The organism is Streptomyces sp. NPDC044064 (genome assembly GCF_056434245.1).
Genome location: NZ_JBWKFN010000009.1, coordinates 296,942 through 318,809 on the forward strand (window position 1 = coordinate 296,942; position 21,868 = coordinate 318,809).

Annotated in this window: 19 protein-coding genes; 11 read left to right on the top strand and 8 right to left on the bottom strand. The window is 67.5% G+C overall.

Annotated features, from left to right (window positions below):
* Positions 1-102: 102 nt before the first annotated feature.
* From AC07DS_RS17460 to AC07DS_RS17495, 8 genes are read right to left on the bottom strand one after another with little or no spacing between them, the layout of a single operon-like run.
* Positions 103-720: a hypothetical protein gene (locus AC07DS_RS17460; RefSeq protein WP_479146215.1), complete on the bottom strand. Its 618-nt coding sequence runs from the start codon at positions 718-720 to the stop codon at positions 103-105.
* Positions 713-2,581 (bottom strand): type IV secretory system conjugative DNA transfer family protein, encoded by a 1,869-nt coding sequence (locus AC07DS_RS17465; protein WP_479146216.1) that lies wholly within the window; start codon positions 2,579-2,581, stop codon positions 713-715. The genes AC07DS_RS17460 and AC07DS_RS17465 overlap by 8 nt, the downstream gene beginning before the upstream one ends.
* Positions 2,578-3,939, bottom strand: coding sequence for an ATP/GTP-binding protein (locus AC07DS_RS17470; protein ID WP_479146217.1), 1,362 nt, complete (start codon positions 3,937-3,939; stop codon positions 2,578-2,580). The genes AC07DS_RS17465 and AC07DS_RS17470 overlap by 4 nt, the downstream gene beginning before the upstream one ends.
* Positions 3,940-3,942: 3 nt before the next feature.
* Positions 3,943-5,442, bottom strand: a complete 1,500-nt coding sequence (locus AC07DS_RS17475) for an SCO6880 family protein (protein WP_479146219.1) — start codon at positions 5,440-5,442, stop codon at positions 3,943-3,945.
* A gap of 33 nt (positions 5,443-5,475) precedes the next feature.
* The gene (locus AC07DS_RS17480) at positions 5,476-6,768 is read right to left on the bottom strand and encodes a hypothetical protein (protein ID WP_479146221.1); all 1,293 of its coding nucleotides are present in this window, start codon (positions 6,766-6,768) and stop codon (positions 5,476-5,478) included.
* A gap of 4 nt (positions 6,769-6,772) precedes the next feature.
* Complete coding sequence (locus tag AC07DS_RS17485; protein ID WP_479146223.1) at positions 6,773-7,192, bottom strand: hypothetical protein; 420 nt, start codon at positions 7,190-7,192, stop codon at positions 6,773-6,775.
* Complete coding sequence (locus AC07DS_RS17490) at positions 7,182-7,979, bottom strand: DUF8175 domain-containg protein (RefSeq protein WP_479146225.1); 798 nt, start codon at positions 7,977-7,979, stop codon at positions 7,182-7,184. The genes AC07DS_RS17485 and AC07DS_RS17490 overlap by 11 nt, the downstream gene beginning before the upstream one ends.
* Positions 7,979-8,299, bottom strand: coding sequence for a hypothetical protein (locus AC07DS_RS17495; protein ID WP_479146227.1), 321 nt, complete (start codon positions 8,297-8,299; stop codon positions 7,979-7,981). Before AC07DS_RS17495 ends, AC07DS_RS17490 begins: the two co-directional genes overlap by 1 nt.
* 340 nt (positions 8,300-8,639) lie before the next feature.
* Between AC07DS_RS17495 and AC07DS_RS17500 the strand changes: the two genes are divergently transcribed.
* The 11 genes from AC07DS_RS17500 to AC07DS_RS17550 all read left to right on the top strand — a co-directional run bounded on the left by AC07DS_RS17500 (position 8,640) and on the right by AC07DS_RS17550 (position 21,518).
* Positions 8,640-9,695 carry a M23 family metallopeptidase gene (locus AC07DS_RS17500; protein WP_479146229.1) on the top strand — a complete coding sequence of 352 codons (1,056 nt, stop codon included), beginning with the start codon at positions 8,640-8,642 and terminating at the stop codon, positions 9,693-9,695.
* Between the two features lie 20 nt (positions 9,696-9,715).
* Positions 9,716-10,396 carry a hypothetical protein gene (locus AC07DS_RS17505; RefSeq protein WP_479146231.1) on the top strand — a complete coding sequence of 227 codons (681 nt, stop codon included), beginning with the start codon at positions 9,716-9,718 and terminating at the stop codon, positions 10,394-10,396.
* Positions 10,397-10,470: 74 nt separating this feature from the next.
* A complete protein-coding gene (locus AC07DS_RS17510) occupies positions 10,471-10,689 on the top strand; it encodes a hypothetical protein (protein WP_479146233.1) in 219 nt (72 codons plus the stop codon).
* Between the two features lie 916 nt (positions 10,690-11,605).
* The gene (locus AC07DS_RS17515; RefSeq protein WP_479146235.1) at positions 11,606-12,217 is read left to right on the top strand and encodes a carbohydrate-binding protein; all 612 of its coding nucleotides are present in this window, start codon (positions 11,606-11,608) and stop codon (positions 12,215-12,217) included.
* Between the two features lie 638 nt (positions 12,218-12,855).
* Positions 12,856-13,947, top strand: coding sequence for a deazapurine DNA modification protein DpdA family protein (locus tag AC07DS_RS17520; protein ID WP_479146237.1), 1,092 nt, complete (start codon positions 12,856-12,858; stop codon positions 13,945-13,947).
* 749 nt (positions 13,948-14,696) lie between these two features.
* Positions 14,697-16,379, top strand: a complete 1,683-nt coding sequence (locus AC07DS_RS17525; protein WP_479146239.1) for a hypothetical protein — start codon at positions 14,697-14,699, stop codon at positions 16,377-16,379.
* A gap of 409 nt (positions 16,380-16,788) precedes the next feature.
* Complete coding sequence (locus tag AC07DS_RS17530; RefSeq protein ID WP_479146241.1) at positions 16,789-17,472, top strand: hypothetical protein; 684 nt, start codon at positions 16,789-16,791, stop codon at positions 17,470-17,472.
* Positions 17,473-18,313: 841 nt separating this feature from the next.
* Positions 18,314-18,886 (top strand): hypothetical protein, encoded by a 573-nt coding sequence (locus tag AC07DS_RS17535; protein WP_479146243.1) that lies wholly within the window; start codon positions 18,314-18,316, stop codon positions 18,884-18,886.
* Between the two features lie 115 nt (positions 18,887-19,001).
* Positions 19,002-19,373: a hypothetical protein gene (locus AC07DS_RS17540; RefSeq protein WP_479146245.1), complete on the top strand. Its 372-nt coding sequence runs from the start codon at positions 19,002-19,004 to the stop codon at positions 19,371-19,373.
* Positions 19,374-19,570: 197 nt separating this feature from the next.
* Entirely contained in the window at positions 19,571-19,948 is a 378-nt protein-coding gene (locus AC07DS_RS17545) for a hypothetical protein (protein WP_479146247.1), read from the top strand.
* Between the two features lie 565 nt (positions 19,949-20,513).
* Complete coding sequence (locus tag AC07DS_RS17550) at positions 20,514-21,518, top strand: DUF3427 domain-containing protein (protein WP_479146248.1); 1,005 nt, start codon at positions 20,514-20,516, stop codon at positions 21,516-21,518.
* The last annotated feature ends 350 nt before the right edge of the window (positions 21,519-21,868 follow it).

Genomic DNA, 21,868 nt, shown 5'->3' on the forward strand with positions numbered 1-21,868 from the left:
CGGCCCCCCCCCCCCCCCCCCCCCCCCCCCCCCTCCCCCCCCCCCCCCCCCCCCCCCCTCCCCCCCCCCCCCCCCCCCCCCACCTGCATGACCCGTCGACGCTCAGGCTCCCTGCGGCGGGCTCACCTGCCCCCGCACTGCATCGCGGTACTCGGCGCTGCCAGTGAACGGCACCCGGGTGCGCGGCTGGTGGTAGCCGTTCGCGCACTCGCCCAGGTACATCCGAGGAAGGCGCTCAAGCACCCGTGCCAGAGCGTCGTGCCACAAGTACGGCCCGGCGGCCGCATCCTGCCCCGTCGGGTTGTAGGCGGACTCCCAGCCCGTCCACAGCGCGGTGAGCTCCTGGCGCGCCGCGCCGTGCAGGTACCAGCACTGGCGCGGAAGCTGATCGGTCGAGAGCTCGAACTCGTCGGCCAGCCACAGCACCCAATCCACGAACTTGTCCCACAGCTCCTGGTACTGATCCTCCGGCACGCTGCGCCAGTCGATGGCCGCCCCCGGCACCCGCTCGCCCTCGGCCGGGGCGCCGCCCGCCGCCGGTCCGCCGCCCACCGCACCGGCGGCAGCCTGCTGGGGGAGCGTGCTGAGCTGCTGCTCGATCTCGGTGAGCCGATTAGTGATGATCTTCTGCTCGCCGTTGAAGGCGTCCAGCGCGTCGAGCAGCGGCTGGAACGGGTCCTCCTCCGGCTCCTCCAGGCCGAAGTCCTCGTTCTTAGCCACTGTTCTGTGCCTCCCGCAGGGCGGCATCCGTCGCGGCCTTGATCTCCGCAGCGCGAGAACTTTCGTGAATGCGCTCGAACTTGACCTTGGTGACCTTGGTGCGGCGGTGCACCACCAGACCGTGTCGCTCGGGAATCATCCGGATGTCAGCCGGCTCCAGCACCGCCCGCCGGCGGGTCGATACAGAGACCGACATGCTGTCTCCGCTGTCCGATATGGACTCCGTATCCTCTTCGAATTCCCCCGCCAACGCGCTGTACGTCTTCAGTTCCTGCTCGTCGCTGACGCCACCGAGAATTACCTTCACTGTGGCCGCGGCGAACATTTTTCGAACACCGATCTCGCCCCACCTTTCCTGAGCTTGGGCGAGATTCTGGAGAACGGCGACAACGAAAATATTCTGCGATCCGCTGACGCTCATGAGGGACGGAATCTGAGGGAGTGGCGCGACATTCGCCAACTCGTCACCGAAGAAGCCAAGCGGTGGGTCGAGCCGCCCGTTCGGCATCTTTGCGGCAACCTTCTTCGCGGTGTCAAGAATGGACCTGGTGAAGGCCGCCATAATCGGGGCGAGACTGCTTCCCTCGTCCTCCTCGCCGATCAAGAACAGCGTTCCGCCCGTGCGCAGCCAGTGCTCGATGCTGAACAGGGACGGATCCTTCGGGTCCGCTGCGAAGATCTGCGCCACGAGCGGGTCATACAGCGCAGTGAAGCTCTGCTCCGCAGTACGCCACGAGGCACTGCGCTCCTCAGGCGCCGCGGCGTGCTGGGCTGCCAGCGCGCGGGCCAGGTCCGACCGGCCGTGCCTGGCGAGGATGTCCACCGGCTCGCGGATGCTGGGCGCGGTGGCCCAGCGCAGCAAATTCATTGCCCCAAGCCCTTCCAGGGCGGCCGCGTGAAGCCAGCAGGTAATCAGGATCTGCGCGTTCATCGCGAAATAGCCGCCGTTCTTTGTGCCCTCCTCCGATTTCGTGGTGGACGTGAGGGTCTCGGCGCGTTTTCGGGCTGTTGTGAAATCCTGGCAGCCGTCCACCAGTGACCATCGCAACTGGTGCGGCCACCCGGAAAGAGCGGTCGGATCCAGAACCTGAACGGGGCCGTGCCGTTCCCGGAGTTTCGCGGTGGCGTAGAGGATGTCAACCTTCGAACTGGTCGCCAGAACCGTTCCTTCGAAATCAAGGATTCCCGGCATGATGATCTGGCTCGTCTTGCCTTCTCGGGGCGGCGCGACCAGAAGAAGCGTTTCCTCGATTGGCACCCACAGCGGGACACCCGTGGGATCCGACACGCCGATGTGGACGGCGACGGTCTTGACGCTCGGCTTGGCCACGGACAGCCTCGGATCGTCCTTGCGGAGCCAGGCTGGCAGTAGGGACTGCGCCTTGGCTGACGCGCCGGCCGCCTTGGCCTGCTTGGCCAGACTGGGGCGCAGGGCAGGAAGCCGGGACAATGCGTAGGCCTCGCCGAGAGCCGCCTCCAGTTCGCCCTTGGTGGCGAGGCCGTCGGTGCCCTCGGAGTTCCAGGCGGACCACCGGCGCCATGCCTTGCGCCCGACCACTGCGGTACCAACCGCGGTGGCGAGGAGCACGGGGTAGAAGATGAGAGCATGGCCCACCCCGGCCCCGGGCGGGAATGCTTTCCCCGGGTCCAGGGGGTCGGCTGGCAGTTTCACCAGCGCCTGCCCCGCCTCCGACCACGACACTGTGGCGAGCCGCCCGTGGTTGAGCAGGCCGGAGACGGCCGCGGCCACCCACATGAGGAAGGACCCGGCGACCACCGCGGCGATACCGAACAGCCACCACCCGTCGCGGAACAGGTGAAGCCGAATCCCGCTATGGGGGGTGACAACCTTGCCGTTCACACGCCACCCCCCTTGCGCAGGGGCACAACGGGAGCGGTAAAGCCCTCGGAGGGCGCGGTGCGCTTCTCCGTCATCCTGCTGTCGGTGTTCGTCAGCTGGATCTCTGTCTGCGACCGGATATGTTCGACCAGCAACACCCGCTTGCCCACCTGCCACACGGCTCTGCCAGGCGCGCACAGGTTCGCAGGGTCCGTGATGGCTGCCACCGCCCACTTCGGCAGCTGCAGGTAGTCGGCCGTGATCTCGGCCTCGTGCTGATCGAGGTGATAAATCACCCGCGTCGCGCTGAGTTTGAGGATGGCAGCGGCTTCGGGAGCATCAGCGATCAGCAGATCACCGAGGTGATGGAGAATCGACCAGAAGCTCAGCCCCAACCTGCGGCCGTACCTCATGAACTCCTCGAACAGCCGGGCGACAGCGCGGTGGGACAGGATGTGCCAGGCCTCCTCGACGATCAACGTCCTCTTGACGTCGTCGTCCTCCTTCAGCCAGCCGAATCGAAGCCACGGCCCGATCACGGCCATGAGGAGCGGCATCGCGACACCCTCGCGGGGCAGCTGCGCCAGGTCGAAGACGATCAGCCGTGCGTCGAGGTCGATGCCCTCCGAGGTAGGGCCGTTGAACAGACCAGCCAGCTCCCGATTCGGGGCGCACAGCTTATCCAGGGCGAGTGAGGCGGGCTGCCCCCATACCACCAGGTCCTCCGCGCTGATCTCGCGCTGGCCGAGCTTGGCCGCGACGGGATGGGTAAGCGCGTTATGGACGTCGGACAGCACCGGTACCCGGTTCTCAGAAGCCGCGACCTGCAGGGCCACCGAGTGGGCCTGTGACAGCGCGAAGTCAGTCTCTGACGACAGCGCGCCAGCCAGGATTTCGACCATCGAGGACAGCACGCGGAACTGGTGACGGGCTGGGATCCGGGGATCCAGAGGGTTGAGCCGTACGCCCTGGCCGGAGCCGCCGTAGACCAGGCGGATCGGGGTGATGCCGAGGGTGCGGGCGATCTGGTCCCACTCTCCCCGGCCGTCTTCCCCTTGAGCGTCGAGGATGCAGAATGACCGGTTGCGGAACCGCAGCTGGCGCAGCACATACGTCTTCTCCAACGCGGACTTCCCGTGCCCGGACTTGCCGAGCACCAGGACGTGCCCACTGGCCAGACGCTCGCGGGCCGTCGGGTCGTACAACACGAACGGGTCGTAGATCCAGGCCCGCCCGCTATAGATCTCCCGACCGATGATGACGCCACGCGGGTCCAAGCTGGGCGCGCCCACTGCGGGATACAGACCACAGGCCTGCATCGTCGTGGTACGCACCGCACGCCGGCGGGTGGCGGACTGAGGCAGGATCATGCGCAGCATGGGTCACCGCCGCCCTTCAGGGAGGATGCCGCCGACCAAGGGCAGCGTGTTCGCGAACGCGCGCCACTGCTCCTTGTCACACCACTCCAGCGTCAGCTGGCACTTGGCAGCCGCAGCCCGGATGTCGTTCTTCTGCCGGATCAGCTCTTCCTCGTCGGCGCTGGTCACCGTGACCCAGCCCGTCAGCCGCACGCCCGAAGCTCCAGCAGCAATCTCCTCGACCGTCCCCGCCGCGGCACGAATCTCCCGCCGCTCGCGGGGGTCCTGCAGCTTGCCCGGAGTGTCATCGGCCTGGCCGATCTCCGAGGTCACGTCCGAGAGCGCCTCGGCCAGTGCCCGTTCCCCGGAGACGAGCTCCATCGTGACCCCGACGGTGTAAATCATGTCCTGCACGTAGAGCAGGAGCGGTGCCAAGAAGTTGACCCCGACCGGCATCGTCGGCCACTGCTTCACCCAGGCCGTCGCGCTGTACCACGGCTCGTCCGCCTCGAAGCCTCGGGCGGCGATGAGGGTCTCGTCCCGCGCGTCGACCTCGGCCGGCCAGGCCGTGGAGCGGTCCATGCCGCGGTTGTCGTCCAGCCAGTGCCCGGGCGCATAGCTGTGGTGGAAGAGAGAAGACAGCGCCGCCTCGTCGAGGCTGCGGACCCAACGCAACTGGGCACGGCCCAGGTTGCGGATGAATGTCTCGATCTCCTTGCCGAGAACGATGCCGTACCCCTCGGCCAGCGTGCTGTACCGGCTGGCTTCCTCGACGAGGTCACGGCTGTAGGGAATACCGAGCGCGATGAAGAGCCGGCGATCCTCCGCGGAGATAGCCACCCGCTTCAGTAGCTGCTCGTACGAGGCGTCCAGCCAACTGGCGGCGTCGGGGTCACGTCGCGTGGCGGCGTCGCGGATGTGTGCGTTGGGATCCGTTGGGATGATCTTGGAGAGCCACTGCACGCGCTGGATGCGGCCACCCGACTCGGCGGTGCTGCGCAGCAGGAACTCCCAGGCGCTGATGAGGCTTTCCTTGTCCTCGGAGTCCAGACCGCCGAAGTGCTTCATGCCCTCGACCTCAACCACCGCACTGAACATCGCCTCGCTGGGCTGCAGGAGGACGGCCACCGTGCCGAACCCGGTCCGGGCCTCGAACCACTCCATGCGTGGGGGAACACCCGCCGGCGCTGTGACGGCAGCGGGACGACCGTCGCCCCACCGTCCGGCGAGCGGCGCGGTGGACCGGTACAGCAGCGAGCCGTTGCGCAGCCCCCGCCGGTACGAGCGCTGGATCTCGAACCACCGCAGGTAGGTCCGCCCTCGGAAGGGGATGAGCACCGCCCAAGCGATGAACAGGGCAACACTGAGCGTGCCGACGATCTTGAGGGGGATGCCGGGCAGAGCCGCCAGGCAGATGACGGTGAGGATTGCTCCTGCGCCGAGGACCAGCTGCTCGTCGGCCTCGAACCTTCGGCCGAGGAATCCGCGCGGACGGGGCCTCGGGAACGTGAATGAGCGTGCCACAGCAAGCTCACCTCCAGTTCAGATGGGCCTGAGTCAGGCGGGGGACGAGGGGTTGCTGTCGGGCCACTCACTGGTCGGCGGCGGAGGGGGCGTCTCTCCGCCGGACAGGACGTTCGTCTGCAGGGGCGGAGCCTGCGGTATGTCGCTCGGAGCCGGAGACGAACCGCCGCCGCCGCCTCCTCCTCCGCCTCCGGGCTGGGGAGTTCCGCCCATGCCGCCAGCACCGCCAGGCTGGTCGGGTCCGTCCTCGGAGCCAGCGCCTGAGCCACCAGACATGCCACCGCCGTCGCCCATGGAGCCAGCGTCGTCGTTGCCCATGTTGGCGTTGTCGAAGCCCTGGTCGACGGCGCCCTTGACGGCCTCCTTGGCGTCGTCGGCCTTCTCCTTGACTTTCTCCGCGCCCGCGGCGGCAAGTCCGGCCGGGCCGGCGCCTGTGGCGGCTGCCTCGGTTCCTGCGCCGGCCTCGGCCTCGCTGCCTTGGCCGATGCCGGGTATGTCACTGCCGCCGGAGGAGCCCTTGTCCTGCATCTCGTCGTCGCTTTTGCTGCCGCGTGCCTTGGACCAGGCCTCCTTGCCCTTCTGCATCGCCATGTCGCGGTGCTGAGCCAGGCTCTGGATCTCGTCACCGAACATCGGAATGAACTTCGAGACCTGCCAGGGGGCGTATCCCGCGATGATGAACAGCGCCAGGATGATCAGCAGGGTGCTCAGGACCTTGCCGAAGCCGTCCGGGGGGTGGCGGAATATGCCGCCGAACAGCGCCGGGATCATGGCCAGGACCACCATCATGACCCACTTGGAGATGATGATGCCGGTGATGATGCCGATGTACTTCTTCGTGTGACCCCACAGGTCCCTGTCCACCAGCCCGGCGAACACCACGGGGCCGAAGACGACACCGGTCAAGATCAACGCGTTCCGGGCGACGAGCATGAGGAAGAGCCCCAGGCCAACGGTCAGGAAGAATCCGATCAGGGCCAGCGCGATGGGCAAGCCCCAATCGGAGGCCGCGAGGCCGTCGAGCAGCAGCACGATGAACGCGCCGGTCAGGGCTATGTCGGCGAGAAAGGGTTTGAACATACTGATGGCCATCTCGTCGACCAGGTCGACGACGGTTGCGATGATCGCAGGGGCGAAGGCTGTCACGATCACCGACAGCAGTAGGTTGCCGATGGACTCGCCGATGGCGGCGGCCGGGTTCACTCCACGGGCGACGCGCTTGACGATGGCGATCAGCCAGGCGATGCAGGTGAAGATCGTCGCCAGGGCGAAGACCATGCAGTACAGCTTGATGAACCCGGGGTTGCTCCAGTCGATCTGCAGCACGGGATCACATCCCGTCCGTAGCTATGGCCTCGACCAGCTTGCCGACGGAGGGCGACGACTTCTTGACCAGGTAGCCCAGTGGATCCGAGGCGAAGTCGATCGTGTCGCTCACGGTGTCGACGGCATCGTCGACGGCGCCACCCACTGAATTCGCCACCTCGCAGGTGGTCTTCGATTTGTCACAGACCCACTTGGCCCCGTCGATCGTCTTGTCGATGACCTGCTTGCCGGTGTCCTTGATGTCCTTGCACAGGCCCGATGGCAGCACGCAGGGGAGGTCGATGCCTCCGATCGCGGGAGCCGCAGCAGGGGCAGCCGCGGGCGTGGCCGCGGCAGGGGCGGCGAGCGCGGGCGACCCAGCCCCTACCACCACCAGCAGCCCGAGCAGGAGCTCGGCCAGGTGGCGCGCTGCGTTAGCCGACATAGGGCGGCGCATTGAACTCCTCCTCAGCTGTGCGGAAGGTCTCCATCGAGGACGGTGAAGAGCCGTCGGACTGGAGCGGCGTGGGACCGTCGACCGAGGCGATTGACGTGACCTTCCAGTCGCCGTCACGCCACTGGAGGTTGTAGGTGTAGGTCGTCCAGTGAGCTGAGACCGGCAACTTGGCCTTCTCTGTGGGGACCCCGGCCACCGAGGTCATCCACACGTCGACCGACGCCACCTGATCCGAGTAGCTCGACACCCGCGTTCCCAGGCACGCCGAGCGAAGCAGCAGCCCGGAGGCCTTGGGGTCCTGGAGACCGAAGCCGGCGATGAGCTCTGCCGTGGCCTGGTCGTCGCGGCTGATCTGGCTCGCGATCGACTCCGGCGCCATGATCTGCCTGATCAGCTTGTCGCGGTACGGCTTGTTCGTGATGTAGGAGCGACTGGAGCGCGCGATCTCGAAGTTGGCGGCCGCAGCTGCCACGCCCTCCTTGGACTGCGGGTAGCCGACCGGCACGCCGGCGGCCTTGCCCGTCGCCTTCGACTTTCCGCCGCTCCCGCCTGGCTTGCCAGGCTGGGATGCCGCAGAGGTGTCCTGTCTGGTGCCCTCGGAGGAGCCACCGGACTGACCGGTTAGCGAGACCAGCAGTGCGACGAACAGAACCGCTGCGACGAGAACCCCGATGAACAGACGCACCGGAGGCCGACGCGTTTCCGACCCGCCCTTTGCAGGTTCAGCAACCAGCATCCGGGTTCCGGATGCGGCGCCATTGGATTTCTTGCGCATCAGACCCCCATGTTGAAGACGATTCCGAAGATCGTCGACATGGATGCGATGAGGAACAGGCCCGCCAGGGCGCTAATCACCATCGTCTTTCCCTGCTTTACGTCCATGGTGTTCTGCTGGGAATTCCCGACGCGGATCTGCCAGGCACCCCAGATCGCCATGCCGAAGAGGATCAGCACCACGGCCGCCATCAGAACCTGAATGACCGTTCGTGCCTTATCGCCGACCACACCAAACGGACCCCAGTCCGGCCTCAGCCCGCCCACGAGGTCGCCCATGCCTGCCGCCAAAGTGGTGGCGTCCTGTATGGCCCCGACCATGCCTGCCTCCCTGCTCGCTCGGCGCCCAACGCCACATGGCGAGCGCCGCACTATTGCCACTCGGTCCGAAATGCAGGAAGAAATCCACGCCGGATAAATAGCCGTGCCCGAACTCCCGTCACACGGGAAGGGCTTGACTATTCACTCGGTACGTGAAGTAAAGTCCCGCCTTGGATTCTCCGGATACCTCCGTGACTAGCTGACGGCGCACGACGCTAGAGGCCAATTCAGCACGCATCGCCCGCCTTTCCGCCTGGCGGGCACGCTGCACTGCTGCTGCCCGCACCACGGGAAACCCGCTCTCGGAGCGGCCCGTCCAGCGGGACGCTCGGAGGGGTAAATGCGGAAAGCACCGCTGATCGGAATAGCCATCCTGCTCAGTCCAGCCATCGCGGTGCTCGCACTCGTGCTGCTGCTGGCCGCCGGGGCCGGTGGATCAAACGACAACATGACCATGACCGGGGCCAGCCAGTGCATCGTCAAGGCATCCACCGCTGAAGGAGGAACCACTCAGCGCCCCCAGGTCCCACTGAACCCCCGCGGGAATCAGACCCAACCCTCCTGGAACGAGGAGCAGACGAAAAACGCAGCCATCATCACCAACGTCGCCCGGACGAGGAACCTCAAGCCCAGAGCCGCGGTGATCGCCGTGGCAACCGCCATGCAGGAGTCAACCCTGCACAACCTGCACCACGGCGACCGCGACAGCCAAGGCCTCTTCCAGCAGCGGCCCAGCCAAGGGTGGGGCACCGTGGCCCAGGTAACGGACCCCATTCACGCGTCGAACAAGTTCTACGACGGGCTGGTAGAGATACCCAACTGGGACACGAAGGACCTAGCCCACGTAGCTCAGGGGGTACAGCGCTCCGGTTTCCCCGACGCATACGCGAAATGGGAAACCAGCGCCGGAAAGCTCGTCGCCCAGGTATGGGGCGCAGACGTCATCGACTGCGAACAGCCCGCCGACAGCGGGAAGTCAGGGAAGGCCTCGGGGCCCTGGCAGGCCCCGGTTGGCATCAAAGCCACTCACAACTACAGCGCAGGCGGATCGATGTGGTCCTCCGGCAGTCACACCGGCGTGGATTTCCCGGTCCCCACCGGCACAGAACTCCACGCCGTCGGAAACGCCACGGTCATCGAAGCAGGCTGGGGAGGCCGCTACGGAAACAACATCGTCCTGAAGATGTCCGACGGGACTTACACCCAGTACGCCCATCTCTCCCGCATCGAGGTCAAAGTGAACCAGAAGGTCACGACCGGCCAAGTCATAGGCCTCACCGGCGCCACCGGCAACGTCACCGGCCCGCACCTCCACTTCGAGGCACGAACCGGACCCGCCTACGGCAGCGACATCGACCCCGTGAAGTACATGCGCGAGCGCGGCATCACCATCTGACCACACCCCAGAGGAGCACCATGCCCCCCCAAACCCCCAGCACACGCAAGCCGCGCAGCATCTCCACCCACCTGGCCATCGGCTTGAACACCGTAACAGCTGACGGCAGTTCCATCCCCATCCCGGAAGGGCGCACCCCCACCGAGACCGCCATCGCCCACCTCCGGGCCCGCGCCCGGCCCGAACTCATCCTGCGAGCACACATCGAACAGGAAGGCTCACCGGAGACCCTGCACCTACCCATCACCCCGCCGGACCAGACTCCACCGGCCCGCCCAGTCCCCGCCGGCCTCCCGCCCGAGCTCGAGGAACGTCTGATGGCCACCAGGCAACTCACCGCCAACGGCGGACCCACAGCAGCAGCCGATCACGCCCAGAGCCTCGTCATCGACCTGACCATGCAGTACGGCGCCGAACACCCCGTCACTCTCCACGCAGCCGAGGACTGGGCGAACCTCGCCTGGCTCACCGGGAACTTCCAGGCCGCCGCCGAAACGTGGCTCTGGCTCGCCGAGACCCGAAACGAGCAGAAGAACCCCTGCCTCACCCTCCTGTGCGCCGACAACGCTGTCGCCTCATGGCGCCGCCAACGGCCCGAAAGCGCAGCTCAAAGCCGACAAACGCTGGCCGAAGGAATGGCCCGGATGGGCCTGCTGCGCCACCACGCGGCGCTGACCGCAATACCAGAGAGCACAGGCTGATCCAAGTCCCGTATGATCTATTGACTTTCGCGGCTGGCGCACCAAGTCGGCCCACGAGCAGAAGGGAAACCGTGATGCGACGGAGACTCACCTTCGCCGAGCTCGTGATGGTGGTCGGCCTGCTCTACTTCGCCGTGACCATCACGCTCGGCGCCACCTACCTTGGCAGCGGCTGGAGCTGGCGCGTAGTAGCGCCGGACGGCTGGTACTCGCTGCTCGGCTACGCCGCGGCCGCAGCCTTCGCCGCGAGGACCTGGAGGCACCGGCGCCGCACGGCCTCGCGCGACCAGTAGCTGGGCAAGCCGGCCATGGCGGACCACGGCCAGCGCGCGCTACTCTGATGGACCGATGGGCCAGCAACCCTTCCAGGCCGCGACAGTATCGATCGCGGTGCCTCGAGCACTTGGTGCAGGGGCGGTTGCTGGCCCCTCGCGATTTCTCAGGCCCTCTTCCACGTCCTATTCGTCCCGCCTGACGGGACGGAAGAGCCTCCCAGCAGCGCCGTACGGGACAAGCGCAGCCATTCTGGCCGCCGCCTCTCGAGCGTCCCGTTCCGCGAGTGCAGACTAGGCGCCCAGACCAAGTTCCACTGATGGAGGCTCCCTTGTCCACAGCAGCCGCGACCAGCTGTACCCAACGCCTGGCGCAGCATCCCTCGGATCAGCGTCCCACCTGCTCTCGCACGTTCCGAAGGAGAGTCGCTGCGGTTGCGGCAGCACTGAGCCTCTCCGTGGCCGCCGGCATCGCAGCCAGCAGCGTGCTACCGACCAGCGCCACCATCCAAGCAACGCCGGGAGACCCCGCCTGGGACAGCCCGGTCAAGGCCCCGCAGTAGCACGCTGGCTGCCACGCGGCCCGCTGCTCCAGCGGTGCACTGCCCATGCGGGCAAATCGCCCCGAGAAAGACACCCAAGCCAGGCCACACCGCTCGACACAGGTGAGAGGCGCGCGAGCCACTCGCGCGTCCGCCCCCCCAGCTCGCAACAGGCCATCCGCAGGGCTGGCACACACGAGGCACTCTCGCGACGACGAGCCCGACCCGCTGACGCCGCCCTGCAGACGTCCCGGAGCACCCTTCCTCGCAGGTGCCGGGAGCGCCGGTCCGCGTCAATCGAGCCAATCCATTGAATCAAATTTTATGACTACATAGTTTGCGGGTGCTTGTCGTGAGGACGGCAAGCCTTCACTCTCTTCGCAACGGAGCATCCCGTGAACTTGGCAGCAGCCATGTCGGCCCCTGAGGGTGCCGATGAATCCACACTTGTCTCCACCGGCCTCTACGCGCTGTACGCCGAGCGCGACGGCATCGCCGTCGGCTGGGAGTTCTGCGACATGCTGGATGCTCCTCAAGCCGCCCGCGCTCTATTGCCTGACGTGCGCCACGAACTGGCCACGCTCAACGAGGCAGGGCGCTTCGACGGTACGAGCTACATACACCTGCTCCGCCACACTGCGACGGGTTGCGATTGCCTGACAACGGAAGCCCCTGGAGAGGGCTGCCGCGTGCTGGAGACCTTCGCCCCGCGTGAAGCAGCAAGCGGGCATGACGACCGGGACGCCGCACAGGCATGGGCCACCGCCGCCGCGGCGAAGGTAGTCAGCACCACGCCCGCTGCCTCGGGCGGCTCTTGGGGCGACTACCCGATCCGCATCTCCGACGACCCTGCCAAACACGACCTTGAGCTGATTCACACTGCGTGTGGCCAGCGTCTGTGCGACATCGAGCATGGCGACACTCTTCCGCCGCCTGTCGGAATGGTCGAGGACCACGCCGCGAAATGCGGAAGGATCCGCGTGCCGCCGCCGGGCAAGACCTCCTGAGACGGGGAACGTCTTAGCGGTGCGGGCTGCTGCGGTGGCCCGCACCAGCAAGGTGGAGCTGCAGCACCTCGGACGGCTCCCCGTAACTCAACTGGGCATGGCGGACCTGGCAAGAGGGGGGCGCGGCGGCGCGGCCCACGCGGCCCGCATTCCCGAAGTCAGACCGCTGGGCCGGTGGGCCGGATTCGCACGGGCTGGCCGGCGTTTCCGCCGATCCAGCGGCGCACGGTTCCCTCCGCTATTGAATGGAAATTATTAATTACATAGTTTGCCGGTGTGAACAGAAGGTGGAACTCGACCAACACGCCGTTTGCCGCGGGGCCCCAGGGCGTCACGGCGGCCGGAACCATCGCCCGCGTCGCTCCCGCGGTGGAAGGCATCACGGGAGCGCGGAACGCAACCCTTGACGACATGGTGCCCCTCCTGCGTCCCCAGCGGGACTCGAAGGTGGACATCGCCACCTCCGCCTCCGACCAGCCTTCTGCCGCTGCACAGCGGCAGAAGGCTGATGCGCCCATTGCACAGGCATGGACACCGGGGCCCACCGCGCGACACACAGCCTGAACTGAACAAGCAGGACGCCAAGGCCGACCCGCTCTCACCAACGTTTCAGCCTTTCCCCATCGACGGAGCTCACGTTGATTCCCGAAGAAGCACTGTCCACCGCCCAGCTCACCAAGGCGCCGGCCACAGCTGGCTGGCGCCCCTTGCCCGAGTGGAAACCGGTGCCGGAGACCTGCACCTGCGGCCCTGCCGTCCGCTACGCCTGCGGCCACTGCTGGCACGAGCAGTGTGTGGACTGCGGCATGTGCGCCTACGGGGGCTGCATCTGCCACTGCATGCTGGGATTCGCTCCCAGCGAGTGCCCGCCCGACGGGCCGATGTTCTGGCTCGGAGGCCACCACCCCAAGTGGCTGTCGATGTGGGGCGTTCCGATGTGCTTCTCGCGCAACACCCTCGCCACCATGGTCACCTTGCCGCGGGCCTGCGAGGACTGGATGTGCGACAGCGCAGCATTCTCCGAGATCACCGAGCACGGCAAATGGACCATCACGCCGCACCAGTACATCCGCGAGCTGTACCGGTTCCGCGACTACATCGGCCGTATGCGCTGCCTGGCACCCCAGGACACAATGTGTGAACCGGACATGGTCGCCAAGACTGGCCTGTCCGTGGCACGCCACATCTCTCTCACGGTCGGCAACTTCATCGACCTCATGTCGATCGATGACTCCCTCGACATCTACCCCACCATCCAGGGATGGACGGTCGCCGACTACGTCCACTGCGTCGAGGAGTACGAGCGGCGCGGCGTCGACCTGAAAGCCTTCCCGTGGGTCGGCGTCGGCTCCGTGTGCCGACGCAACAATGTCCGCGAGGTCTACGCGATTCTCTCCACGCTCGCCGATGCGGGCCTGCGCTTGCACGGTTACGGCCTGAAGGGTGACGCGCTCGCCGCGTGCGCGGAGTTCCTCGCCTCGGCCGACTCCCTCGCCTGGTCCGCCGACGCCCGCTGGGCCGCGTCCAAGACGGGCCCGCTGCGCGAGTGTGTCGGCAAGCACAAGTCCTGCTCGAACTGCTTCCGCTGGGCGATGCGTTGGCGCGAACGAATCATCGCCTCACTGCGTAGCCCGCGACAGACCACCCTGTGCCTGAAGGCCGAGGCTGGACAAGACCGGCCTTGGCATCCCCTCGCCGTGGCTCCCAGGAACCTTGTGGATTGGCACTGATCACGAGGCACCCCTGGAACAAGCCCGCGCATTGAATGGGTGCACTGGTCTCAGCAGTGAAGCCCCACACCCTCCCCCGCTGAGGCGGGCGCCCTCATAGCGCCCGCTGCGAAGACGGGTCCATCCCCGGGATGCCACAGGCCGACTGCCTGGAAACCCGGACACCGTTACCCATCAACCGAGATCGCCTCCGGCAACAGCCGGGGGCGATCCTGCTATCCGCGGAGAAGACCGTGCCGACCTACGAGATGTCGCAACGCTTCGCGTCCGATCTCGCCAAGCTCACCCCAGCGCAGCGTACGCGATTCCAGCGAGTGGTGCTCGAGGAATTCGTACCAGATCTTGAATCCGGCCTCTTTCGCCCCGGATTGCGGGTCAGGGGCCTTCAGGTGGTGCGCGGAGTATACGAGCTTACGTGGGGCCCGAATGGCCGGGCCACCTGGGCGTATGGCCCCGAGCGTCACCGCGGAGCCCGGCATGTCGTATGGAGACGCATCGGGACCCATGTGATCTTCGGCCGCCCTTGAGTTCCACTTCCCGGCATCGTGAAGGACAGCAGAAGCGGCTAGCAAGAAGGGCGGAAATGCCCCGGGAGAACACGGCCGTGAGCCGACTGCCGCCTGAGGGCCTCTTCGCAGGTCAAAGCGGCTTTGGCCCGCCAAGAATTATTGAATGATGTTCCCTAATTAAATAGTTTGCAGGTGTGAGCGGGGAGGGCGGCCTAAAAGCACCGACAGGGGAGGGGCCAGATGAGCGCGATGACCGCGACAGCTACTGGGGAAGCGACGGATGAGGAGGGGCGTCCCTACGCGAACGGCTTTCGGCCGGCCGTGTTCGAATGGGACGGATGGACCTGTGCCGACTGCACCGTCTGCGGTGCCGGTGCGGAGTGCGCGGACTGCAAGGACTGCACGGCGTTCGCCGCGCCGTACCCACCCCACTGGGCACGGGACTGGCAGGAGGGCGAGCCGGAGCGCGGGGTTGAGATCTTCGGCGGTCCCGGCGGTATGGCTGCCGCGCGTGACCTGGTGGACGACGGTGGCGACTGGGTGCTCATTGAGCGGAACCGGGACGCTGCGGCCACAGCGCGGGCTGCCGGTCACTGGGTGGTGGAGGCGGACGTCCGGACATGCGACCCCCGACACCCCGCCCTGCGCTGCACCCGCCGGTTCCACGGATCGCCGCCGTGCCAGACCCTCAGCGACGCGGGCAAGCGATCCGCGTGGAACAACCAGGAGATCTCGGAACTCCAGTCGATCATGTGGCAGGCCAGCGAGGCGTTCGGCTTCCTGGAGGTCGACGACCTGTGCTCCCTGTACGGCGGCCCGCACGGCTACTACGGCGACGTGCTCGATGACATGGAGGACCACCCCGACGCGCACGGGTGGGGGGAGCAGTGCGGCGGCGGCTTCCTTCCCCCCTGCATGACCCCCGCCCAGTTCCGAGAATGGGCCGCCTCGGTCGTGTCCGACGAGCGCACGGCGCTGATGGCGGAAATGCTGATCTGGCCCATGTGCCTCGTCCAGATCGGCGCCCCCCTGGTGTCGATCACGATGGAGCAGTCGGCGAACTTGCTCAAGCAGACCCCGGCCCTCGCGGAAGCGATCCAGTCCGAGATCACCAGCGTGGAAGGCTTCGGGTGGGCGTGGTGCTCCTGGCAGATCGAGGACGCGGCCGACTACGGAGCGGCCACCCACCGGGAACGCGCCTGGATGGTCGCCACCCGCTACGAGAAGCCCCGGTACGCCGAGCACGTGGATGGCGAAGCGGCGGCCCACGAGATGTGGGCGCACGTGCTCAAGCGCACCGGCAAGCTCCCCGACTGGATGCCGGAACTTGACCGGCGCATAGAGCCCTACCAGGGCCGTCCCGCCCTTCCGGTGGTCACCGTCGCCACCGCGCTGAACCTCCCCGAAGACTGGTGGGCCGACACGCGCGGCAAGCGAAGGATGAACCCCAAGACGGGCAAGCCCATGGGCGGCGGCAGCTTCCCCCTCAACGACATCGGCCAGTGCGTCACCGCACCCTGGTACGGAACCCGCTTCCGCCCAGCGGACGTCCCCCAGGGCGAAGGCACCACCAAGATCACCCTTACGGAACTTGGAGTGCTCGTCGGCTTCCGCCGGGACTACCCCTGGACCTACATCCCCACCCGCGCGGGCGCGAAGGGCACCCGGAACATTGCCCAGATGATCGCCGATGCCGTGAGCCCGTTCATGGGCGCGGCCGTCTCTGCCGCGGTCCAGGGCGAGGACTGGTACGAGCCGGTCGCCAACTACCAGGCGAAGACGTACCGGCTCGATGTATCCCCTCAGGAGCGCGCCGCGCTCCGCGTGACACTCTCTTCAGTGCCGGGCGCCGTCCAAGTATCGGTCCCCAGCCCGTGGCATCCACTCGCCGCAACCCCCCGCGAGCTGATCACCTGGCACTGACCTCACCGACGGACCCGGGCGCCCCGGCCCGGGTCCCGTCGACGGACTCGGACCGCCCTGGGCAGCACCAAAATCGCCGCACGCGACGGCCTCTCGTGGACCACCCGCCCGCGCCCTGCTTCGTAAGTTCTGAGGGCCGCGAGGGCCGGAAACATCAGCTAGCGTCACGCTTCCGCGCAGCTCCTGGGGCGCCCCCGTGGCGCGTCGCCGCTCTGCAATGCCGCGCCCACCCGCGCTCAAGCGACGACACGATGACCCGTATGACCGGGGCGCCATATTCATTGAATGAGGAGTCCGGAGCTGCATAGTTTGCATCTTGATCGAGTTCGGACCGCAGCGCCATCTCGCGGACCCGGCTCCTCACCAAACTCAGTCCCCATCACCAGCTCCTCGAGAAGGGAAGGCGATCGTGTCTGGCTCGCTGTCAAAGGAGACATCCACCCCAACCAAGCCGCACGGCTACACATGGGGGGACGCACGCGAGATCAAGGCTGACGCGCTGAAAGCGGGGGACACCTTCGTGAATCCCGGACAGGGAACGGCATATGCCGTTGACCGCAACGGTCGCGTGCGCGGCGCGGGGATCGCCTGGGAGATGCCCATGGACGGCACAGCATGGACCGTAGTCGCCCGCCAGGGCCAAACTGTCACGGCCGTCAGTCACATGGGTTGCGTAGCCCAGGATGAGCTGCCGCAGACCGCCCACGTGCTCCGCGTCATCGAGTCGCCGAAACTGCCTGACCTGGTCCTCGCGCGTGAACCATGGCGCGGTGGGCAGCGGTGCGGACTGCAGACGGCCTACGGAATGCCGCGCACGGAGTTCTGTGGCCGGCCCAAGGCGCTGGGTCTTCGACTGTGCCAGCAGCATCATGACGACCTGGGAGCCGAGATCCGCGTCTGGGCGCCAGGCAACGCCGTGGGCCTCGCATTACTGCACACGATCCACGGCTGGTCGGTCTATGACCGACACGGCGACCTCTGTGCATCCTCCGACGACCGCGCGGTCTTGGAGCGCACCTACGGCTTCACCCTGGCCTGGGAAGGGGAGCACGGAGAGCCCGTAGAGCCCACTGAGCTGTCACACGCGTCCTAGCGACCCCTCACGCTACCTTTCACCTCCAGGCCCCCGACGACCGGTGAACTGCGCGTGCTGCGCGAGCTCCTCTCAGCAGTGCGCGTGGACCTCCTCGTCATCCGCTTCCGCGACGCGGGGCAACGGCTACTCGCTACTCCCAGGCATCCAGATTCATCCATGGCATGCACGTGAACCAAACCGGAACGGTCGGTGAGATCCATCCGACGCCACAAGAACTGGCCAAGACCATCGAGCTCCGCGACCTCTTCATACGCACCCCGAAGGGTGCGGTGCTGCACCCGCTCTGCTGCCGACCTGCAGTCCGCGGCGGTCCGCCCTGCGGGAGCGGCTGGGGCGGAACTGGCCGGTGTGCGGGCCGCGGGGTGACCGCGGGCCCGTGAGGCGGGCCCGCGCCACCCAGAGAGCAACGGCCAGGGCAGTGTCACGCAGGTGCCCGGTCCTCACCGCACGCTGGCCCCAACTCGCCGACCGACCGGACGCGACGCCCGGTCCGCGCGTGCGGAGGAGTCCGCAGCGCTTCTCGGGGGGCTGGCCCGCGCGCCGCCCGATTCCCGGATCGGGCGGGGCCAACCGGCCCGGCTGCCCAGTTCATCGCTGGGCTTGGAAACCTCCCCATCAATTGAATGTAGAGCATGAGATACATAGTTTGCAGATAATCTGCGGCGGGCTCAGACCGGCAGCCCTGTGCGGCGTTCTCGTACTTCCCGGTGTCGCAGCCCTCTACATACCTGACCCACGGCCCCGGCCCGCCCCTCACCGGGCGGGGCCGGCCACAGGCCGGCTCGATCCCAGCCCGGGGCGCTCCGACCGCAATCCGCCACCACCACGAGGGGGACTCATGTCCGACCACGACATCATCGACCTGCGCACGCTGCCGCGCCGCTCCGAGATCAACCGGAGCCACATGCCCCCCGTCGAGGAGGAGCTGACCGGTGTTCGTCAGGTGGTGATCTGCCATATCGGCCGCTTCCGCTCCGGCTGTGAGTACTACGCACCGATCGCCCCCGCCGAGGACGGCACCCCGATGGGTGGCATGCTGTCGCTCTCTCAGGCACAAGTGCGCCACCTGCACGCCGAGTTGGGCAAGCTGATCGAGAGGTGGGACACCGAGCCCCGCGACCTGGCCGACGAGGTCGACCGCGTGCTGAGCGACGCCCCCGGGCACCGGTTCCTCAGCCGCACGCGCGCCAGCCAGGGCTACGAGGTCGAGACCGACGGCATCGACGTGCACGTCTACCACCACACGGGACACGGGCGTGACCGGGACACCGGGCACCTCTTCAGCTACGCCAGGGCGCTTCAGGACGCCGGATACACCGGTCCCGGAGACAACGCCGCGCCGGTCGTGTACGCCCCCGACGGCCACGCCGCTCGCGTCGAGGCCGTCCCGCCCGCCGCGATGTCCTTTTGAATCTCGGCCCGGCCCCGCCCGTCCAGGGCGGGGCGCCGGACCAAGGCAGGCTCGAAGCCTGCCTGGGGCGCTCCGACCGCAATCCGCCACCACCACCCATCACGGAAGGATCACCATGTCCCAGAACGTCACCGACGAAGCCCTCGACGCGATTGAGCGGCTCACGAACGCCGCAGACGCCTTCGTTGCGGCCCTGCAGAATGCGGCCGACCAAGACACTATGAACCGCGGCTACTGGGCTGGATACATTGCGCAGATCAAGCACGTCACCGAGCATGGCGCCGCTGCCCTCCGGGCACCGGAGGCCCTCTTTTTCGACGCTCCCGAAGGCAGCGCCGACCGCGGTCGACTGCTGTTCCTGTTTCAGGCCCGGGAGGCGCTGGCCCCGGCCGCAGAGGCCGTGTTTGAGGCGTCCGCTGCGCTCGGCTGGGATGATGCCAAGGCCATCCGGCGAGGTGCGCGCCTCGCCGAGCGCCGGGACGCCTGACCCGTTGCACAGCAGAGGGCTCGCCCTGGCCGTGTCCGTCGCGGGTGGGGCCACGGAGCAGAGTGACCTACGGGGCGCCCCGCACACACCGGGCGGCCGCCAGCCCCGTGTCGCCGGTCCGTAGCCCCCGGCGATCATCTGTCCCGATCGCCGCACGCCGGCGCCCCTGACAGTCAAGACGAGAGGAACCCCGATCCGTGATCACGTTTGAGAAGACCGCCCCTGGCGACGCGATGCGCATGGGCGCTCTGCTGCTCGATGCGCTGGCCCGTCAGGGCGTCGCGGCCCGCGTTGACCGCCCATGGCGCTCGCTGCCGACTGTGTACCTTGTGGCCGAGGCCCCCGACCGGCCGCGCGTGTGGATCACCGCCCACGACTGCAACGGCGGAACCCACTACGACACCCACCAGGGCGTCCTGATGGGCGTTACCGCCGTCGTCACCGACGAGCAGAACACCCGGTTTGTGTACTGCGGGCTGGACGACGACAACGACGCGCGGCCGGAGGCGCAGGCCGAGGCGTGCGCGGAAGCTGTGGCCGCCTTCCTCGCCCCGCGCCTCACCCCCGAGCCCTGACTCCCGGACCGGACCAAGGGGATGGGCGGCGGCCACGATCCGCTTCCGCCTCTAGGGCATGCCGCTCGTTTCGGCGGCCACGACGACTTCGAGGCGACGGGCGCCGAGTTCGGGGAGCGGGCCGGGGAACTCCACCTGTCCGCCCGCCGCATGGCTCTGTACCCGCTACGCGTGCCCGCCGGTTCGTCTGAGGACCGCACCGCCGAGTCCCTTCCCGCTGTGCGCACGCGTCGGGCATGGCGGAGGGAGCGGCGGGCAGCTGCAAGGAGGGGGAGTGGTGGTGGGGCCGAGCCGGTTTTCCCTGTTCCCGCACCGGCCCCGACCGCTGTATGCCCTTCCCTGCCTGAACCCATCTATTGAATGACGTCCATCAAAGACATAGTTTGCATGTACAGACAGGGGGTGCGGGAAGCGCCGCAGCAGACCTGCCGCATCACGTCAGGGACGGCGCCGGGCGACCCCACGGGGCTACCGGATTGCCCCTGGTGGGATCCGCTCCGGCCCGCCATTGCCTGCCGGTCAGGACGCCTGTATGGCGACTCCTCTACGAAAAGGGAACAGGTACATGCCCCATTCCGAGCTCGACAAGCCCACCGGTGCCAGCCCGGCAAAGCCGACCCTGAGCAACCTTGCCCAGGAAGCCAAAGCCCTCGGCGTCACCCGGCTTTCCGACTTCCTTGAGCAGACCGGCCGCGACATCACCGATGTGTACCGGGGCAACACCTCATGGACGGCCGTCCTGCGGCGCGCGGACCTCGCGCCCGGCCCCGCCGCGCCGGGGGAGCAGGACCTGCTCAAGCGCATGCACGTCTTCCTCCACGCCGACGACGCCGGACGCGCCGAGGCCTACAGGCGGCTGGTGGCCGACGACGCGCCCTCCTATGAAAGCCTCGGTGAGCGGGACAAGACCCTTGCCCGGATGCTCTTCTTCAACCTCTGGGACAAGGCCGGAGGGTTCACCTCCTACGAGGAAGGCCTCGACACCCTGCGCAACCAGCCCACCGTCCGAAGCGAAATCCGCCAGATCCTCACCCACCTCATGCAGCACAGTCCCCAGCGCCCGGCCACACCGCTGACAGGGCCGCACGCCCACATCCCTTTGAGCGTCCACCACGCCTACAACCGCTCTGAAATCCTCGCCGCCCTGGGCGTGGCCCGCATCGGCGGACAACTCCCCGGCTTCTTCGCCCAAGGCGTCCTGTGGGACGCGGTGAACAGGACTGACGCACTGCTGATCACCCTGAACAAGAGCGAACGGGACTTCTCACCGACCGTCCGCTACAAGGACTACCCCCTGAGCCGCACACGGTTCCACTGGGAGTCGCAGAACGCCACGGCGAGCACCTCCCCCACGGGCCAGCGCTATCAGCAACACGCCCAGCAGGGCAGCCACGTTCTGCTCTTCCTGCGCGCCAACAAGGACACCCCGACCGGCAAGTCCCAGCCGTGGATCCTGCTCGGTCCCGCGACATACGAACAGCACACCGGCAGCAAGCCCATGGCGATCACATGGCGCCTTGACCACCCATTCCCCGACGACGTGTGGGCCTCCCTCCCGACCACCGAGTAGCGAGACGACGGCGGTGACCGGCGGCGAGGAGTTCGGCCCCCCAGGTCTGCGCCGGATGCGGCTGGGGCGGCTGCACGCCCGTACCGGGCCTGTACTCCGTCGGACGCCCCGTCTATGTCTGCACGGCCTCGGGGTGCGGCTACACCGCCGACCACTCTGCGTTCGTCCTGTCCGACGGTGAGCGCCTGGACGTGCACGACGGCCGCCTCTACCTCGTCCGCCCCTACGACGGCGCCCCGTTCTGACCCCAACTCCGCCCCTGCCCCGGGGCCTTGTCGGCCGGGCAGCTCGTCCGGGCCGGGCCGGGGAGCCAGGGCCGCCCCGTCCGGGGCGGCCCCAACTATCCAAGG

Excerpts from the sequence above, each read along its gene's own strand:
- AC07DS_RS17470 (WP_479146217.1), bottom strand. The coding sequence starts at position 3,939 with ATGCTGCGCATGATCCTGCCTCAGTCCGCCACCCGCCGGCGTGCGGTG.
- AC07DS_RS17485 (WP_479146223.1), bottom strand. The coding sequence starts at position 7,192 with ATGTCGGCTAACGCAGCGCGCCACCTGGCCGAGCTCCTGCTCGGGCTG.
- AC07DS_RS17490 (WP_479146225.1), bottom strand. The coding sequence starts at position 7,979 with ATGCGCAAGAAATCCAATGGCGCCGCATCCGGAACCCGGATGCTGGTT.
- AC07DS_RS17495 (WP_479146227.1), bottom strand. The coding sequence starts at position 8,299 with ATGGTCGGGGCCATACAGGACGCCACCACTTTGGCGGCAGGCATGGGC.
- AC07DS_RS17500 (WP_479146229.1), top strand. The coding sequence starts at position 8,640 with ATGCGGAAAGCACCGCTGATCGGAATAGCCATCCTGCTCAGTCCAGCC.
- AC07DS_RS17505 (WP_479146231.1), top strand. The coding sequence starts at position 9,716 with ATGCCCCCCCAAACCCCCAGCACACGCAAGCCGCGCAGCATCTCCACC.
- AC07DS_RS17510 (WP_479146233.1), top strand. The coding sequence starts at position 10,471 with ATGCGACGGAGACTCACCTTCGCCGAGCTCGTGATGGTGGTCGGCCTG.
- AC07DS_RS17525 (WP_479146239.1), top strand. The coding sequence starts at position 14,697 with ATGAGCGCGATGACCGCGACAGCTACTGGGGAAGCGACGGATGAGGAG.
- AC07DS_RS17535 (WP_479146243.1), top strand. The coding sequence starts at position 18,314 with ATGTCCGACCACGACATCATCGACCTGCGCACGCTGCCGCGCCGCTCC.
- AC07DS_RS17540 (WP_479146245.1), top strand. The coding sequence starts at position 19,002 with ATGTCCCAGAACGTCACCGACGAAGCCCTCGACGCGATTGAGCGGCTC.
- AC07DS_RS17550 (WP_479146248.1), top strand. The coding sequence starts at position 20,514 with ATGCCCCATTCCGAGCTCGACAAGCCCACCGGTGCCAGCCCGGCAAAG.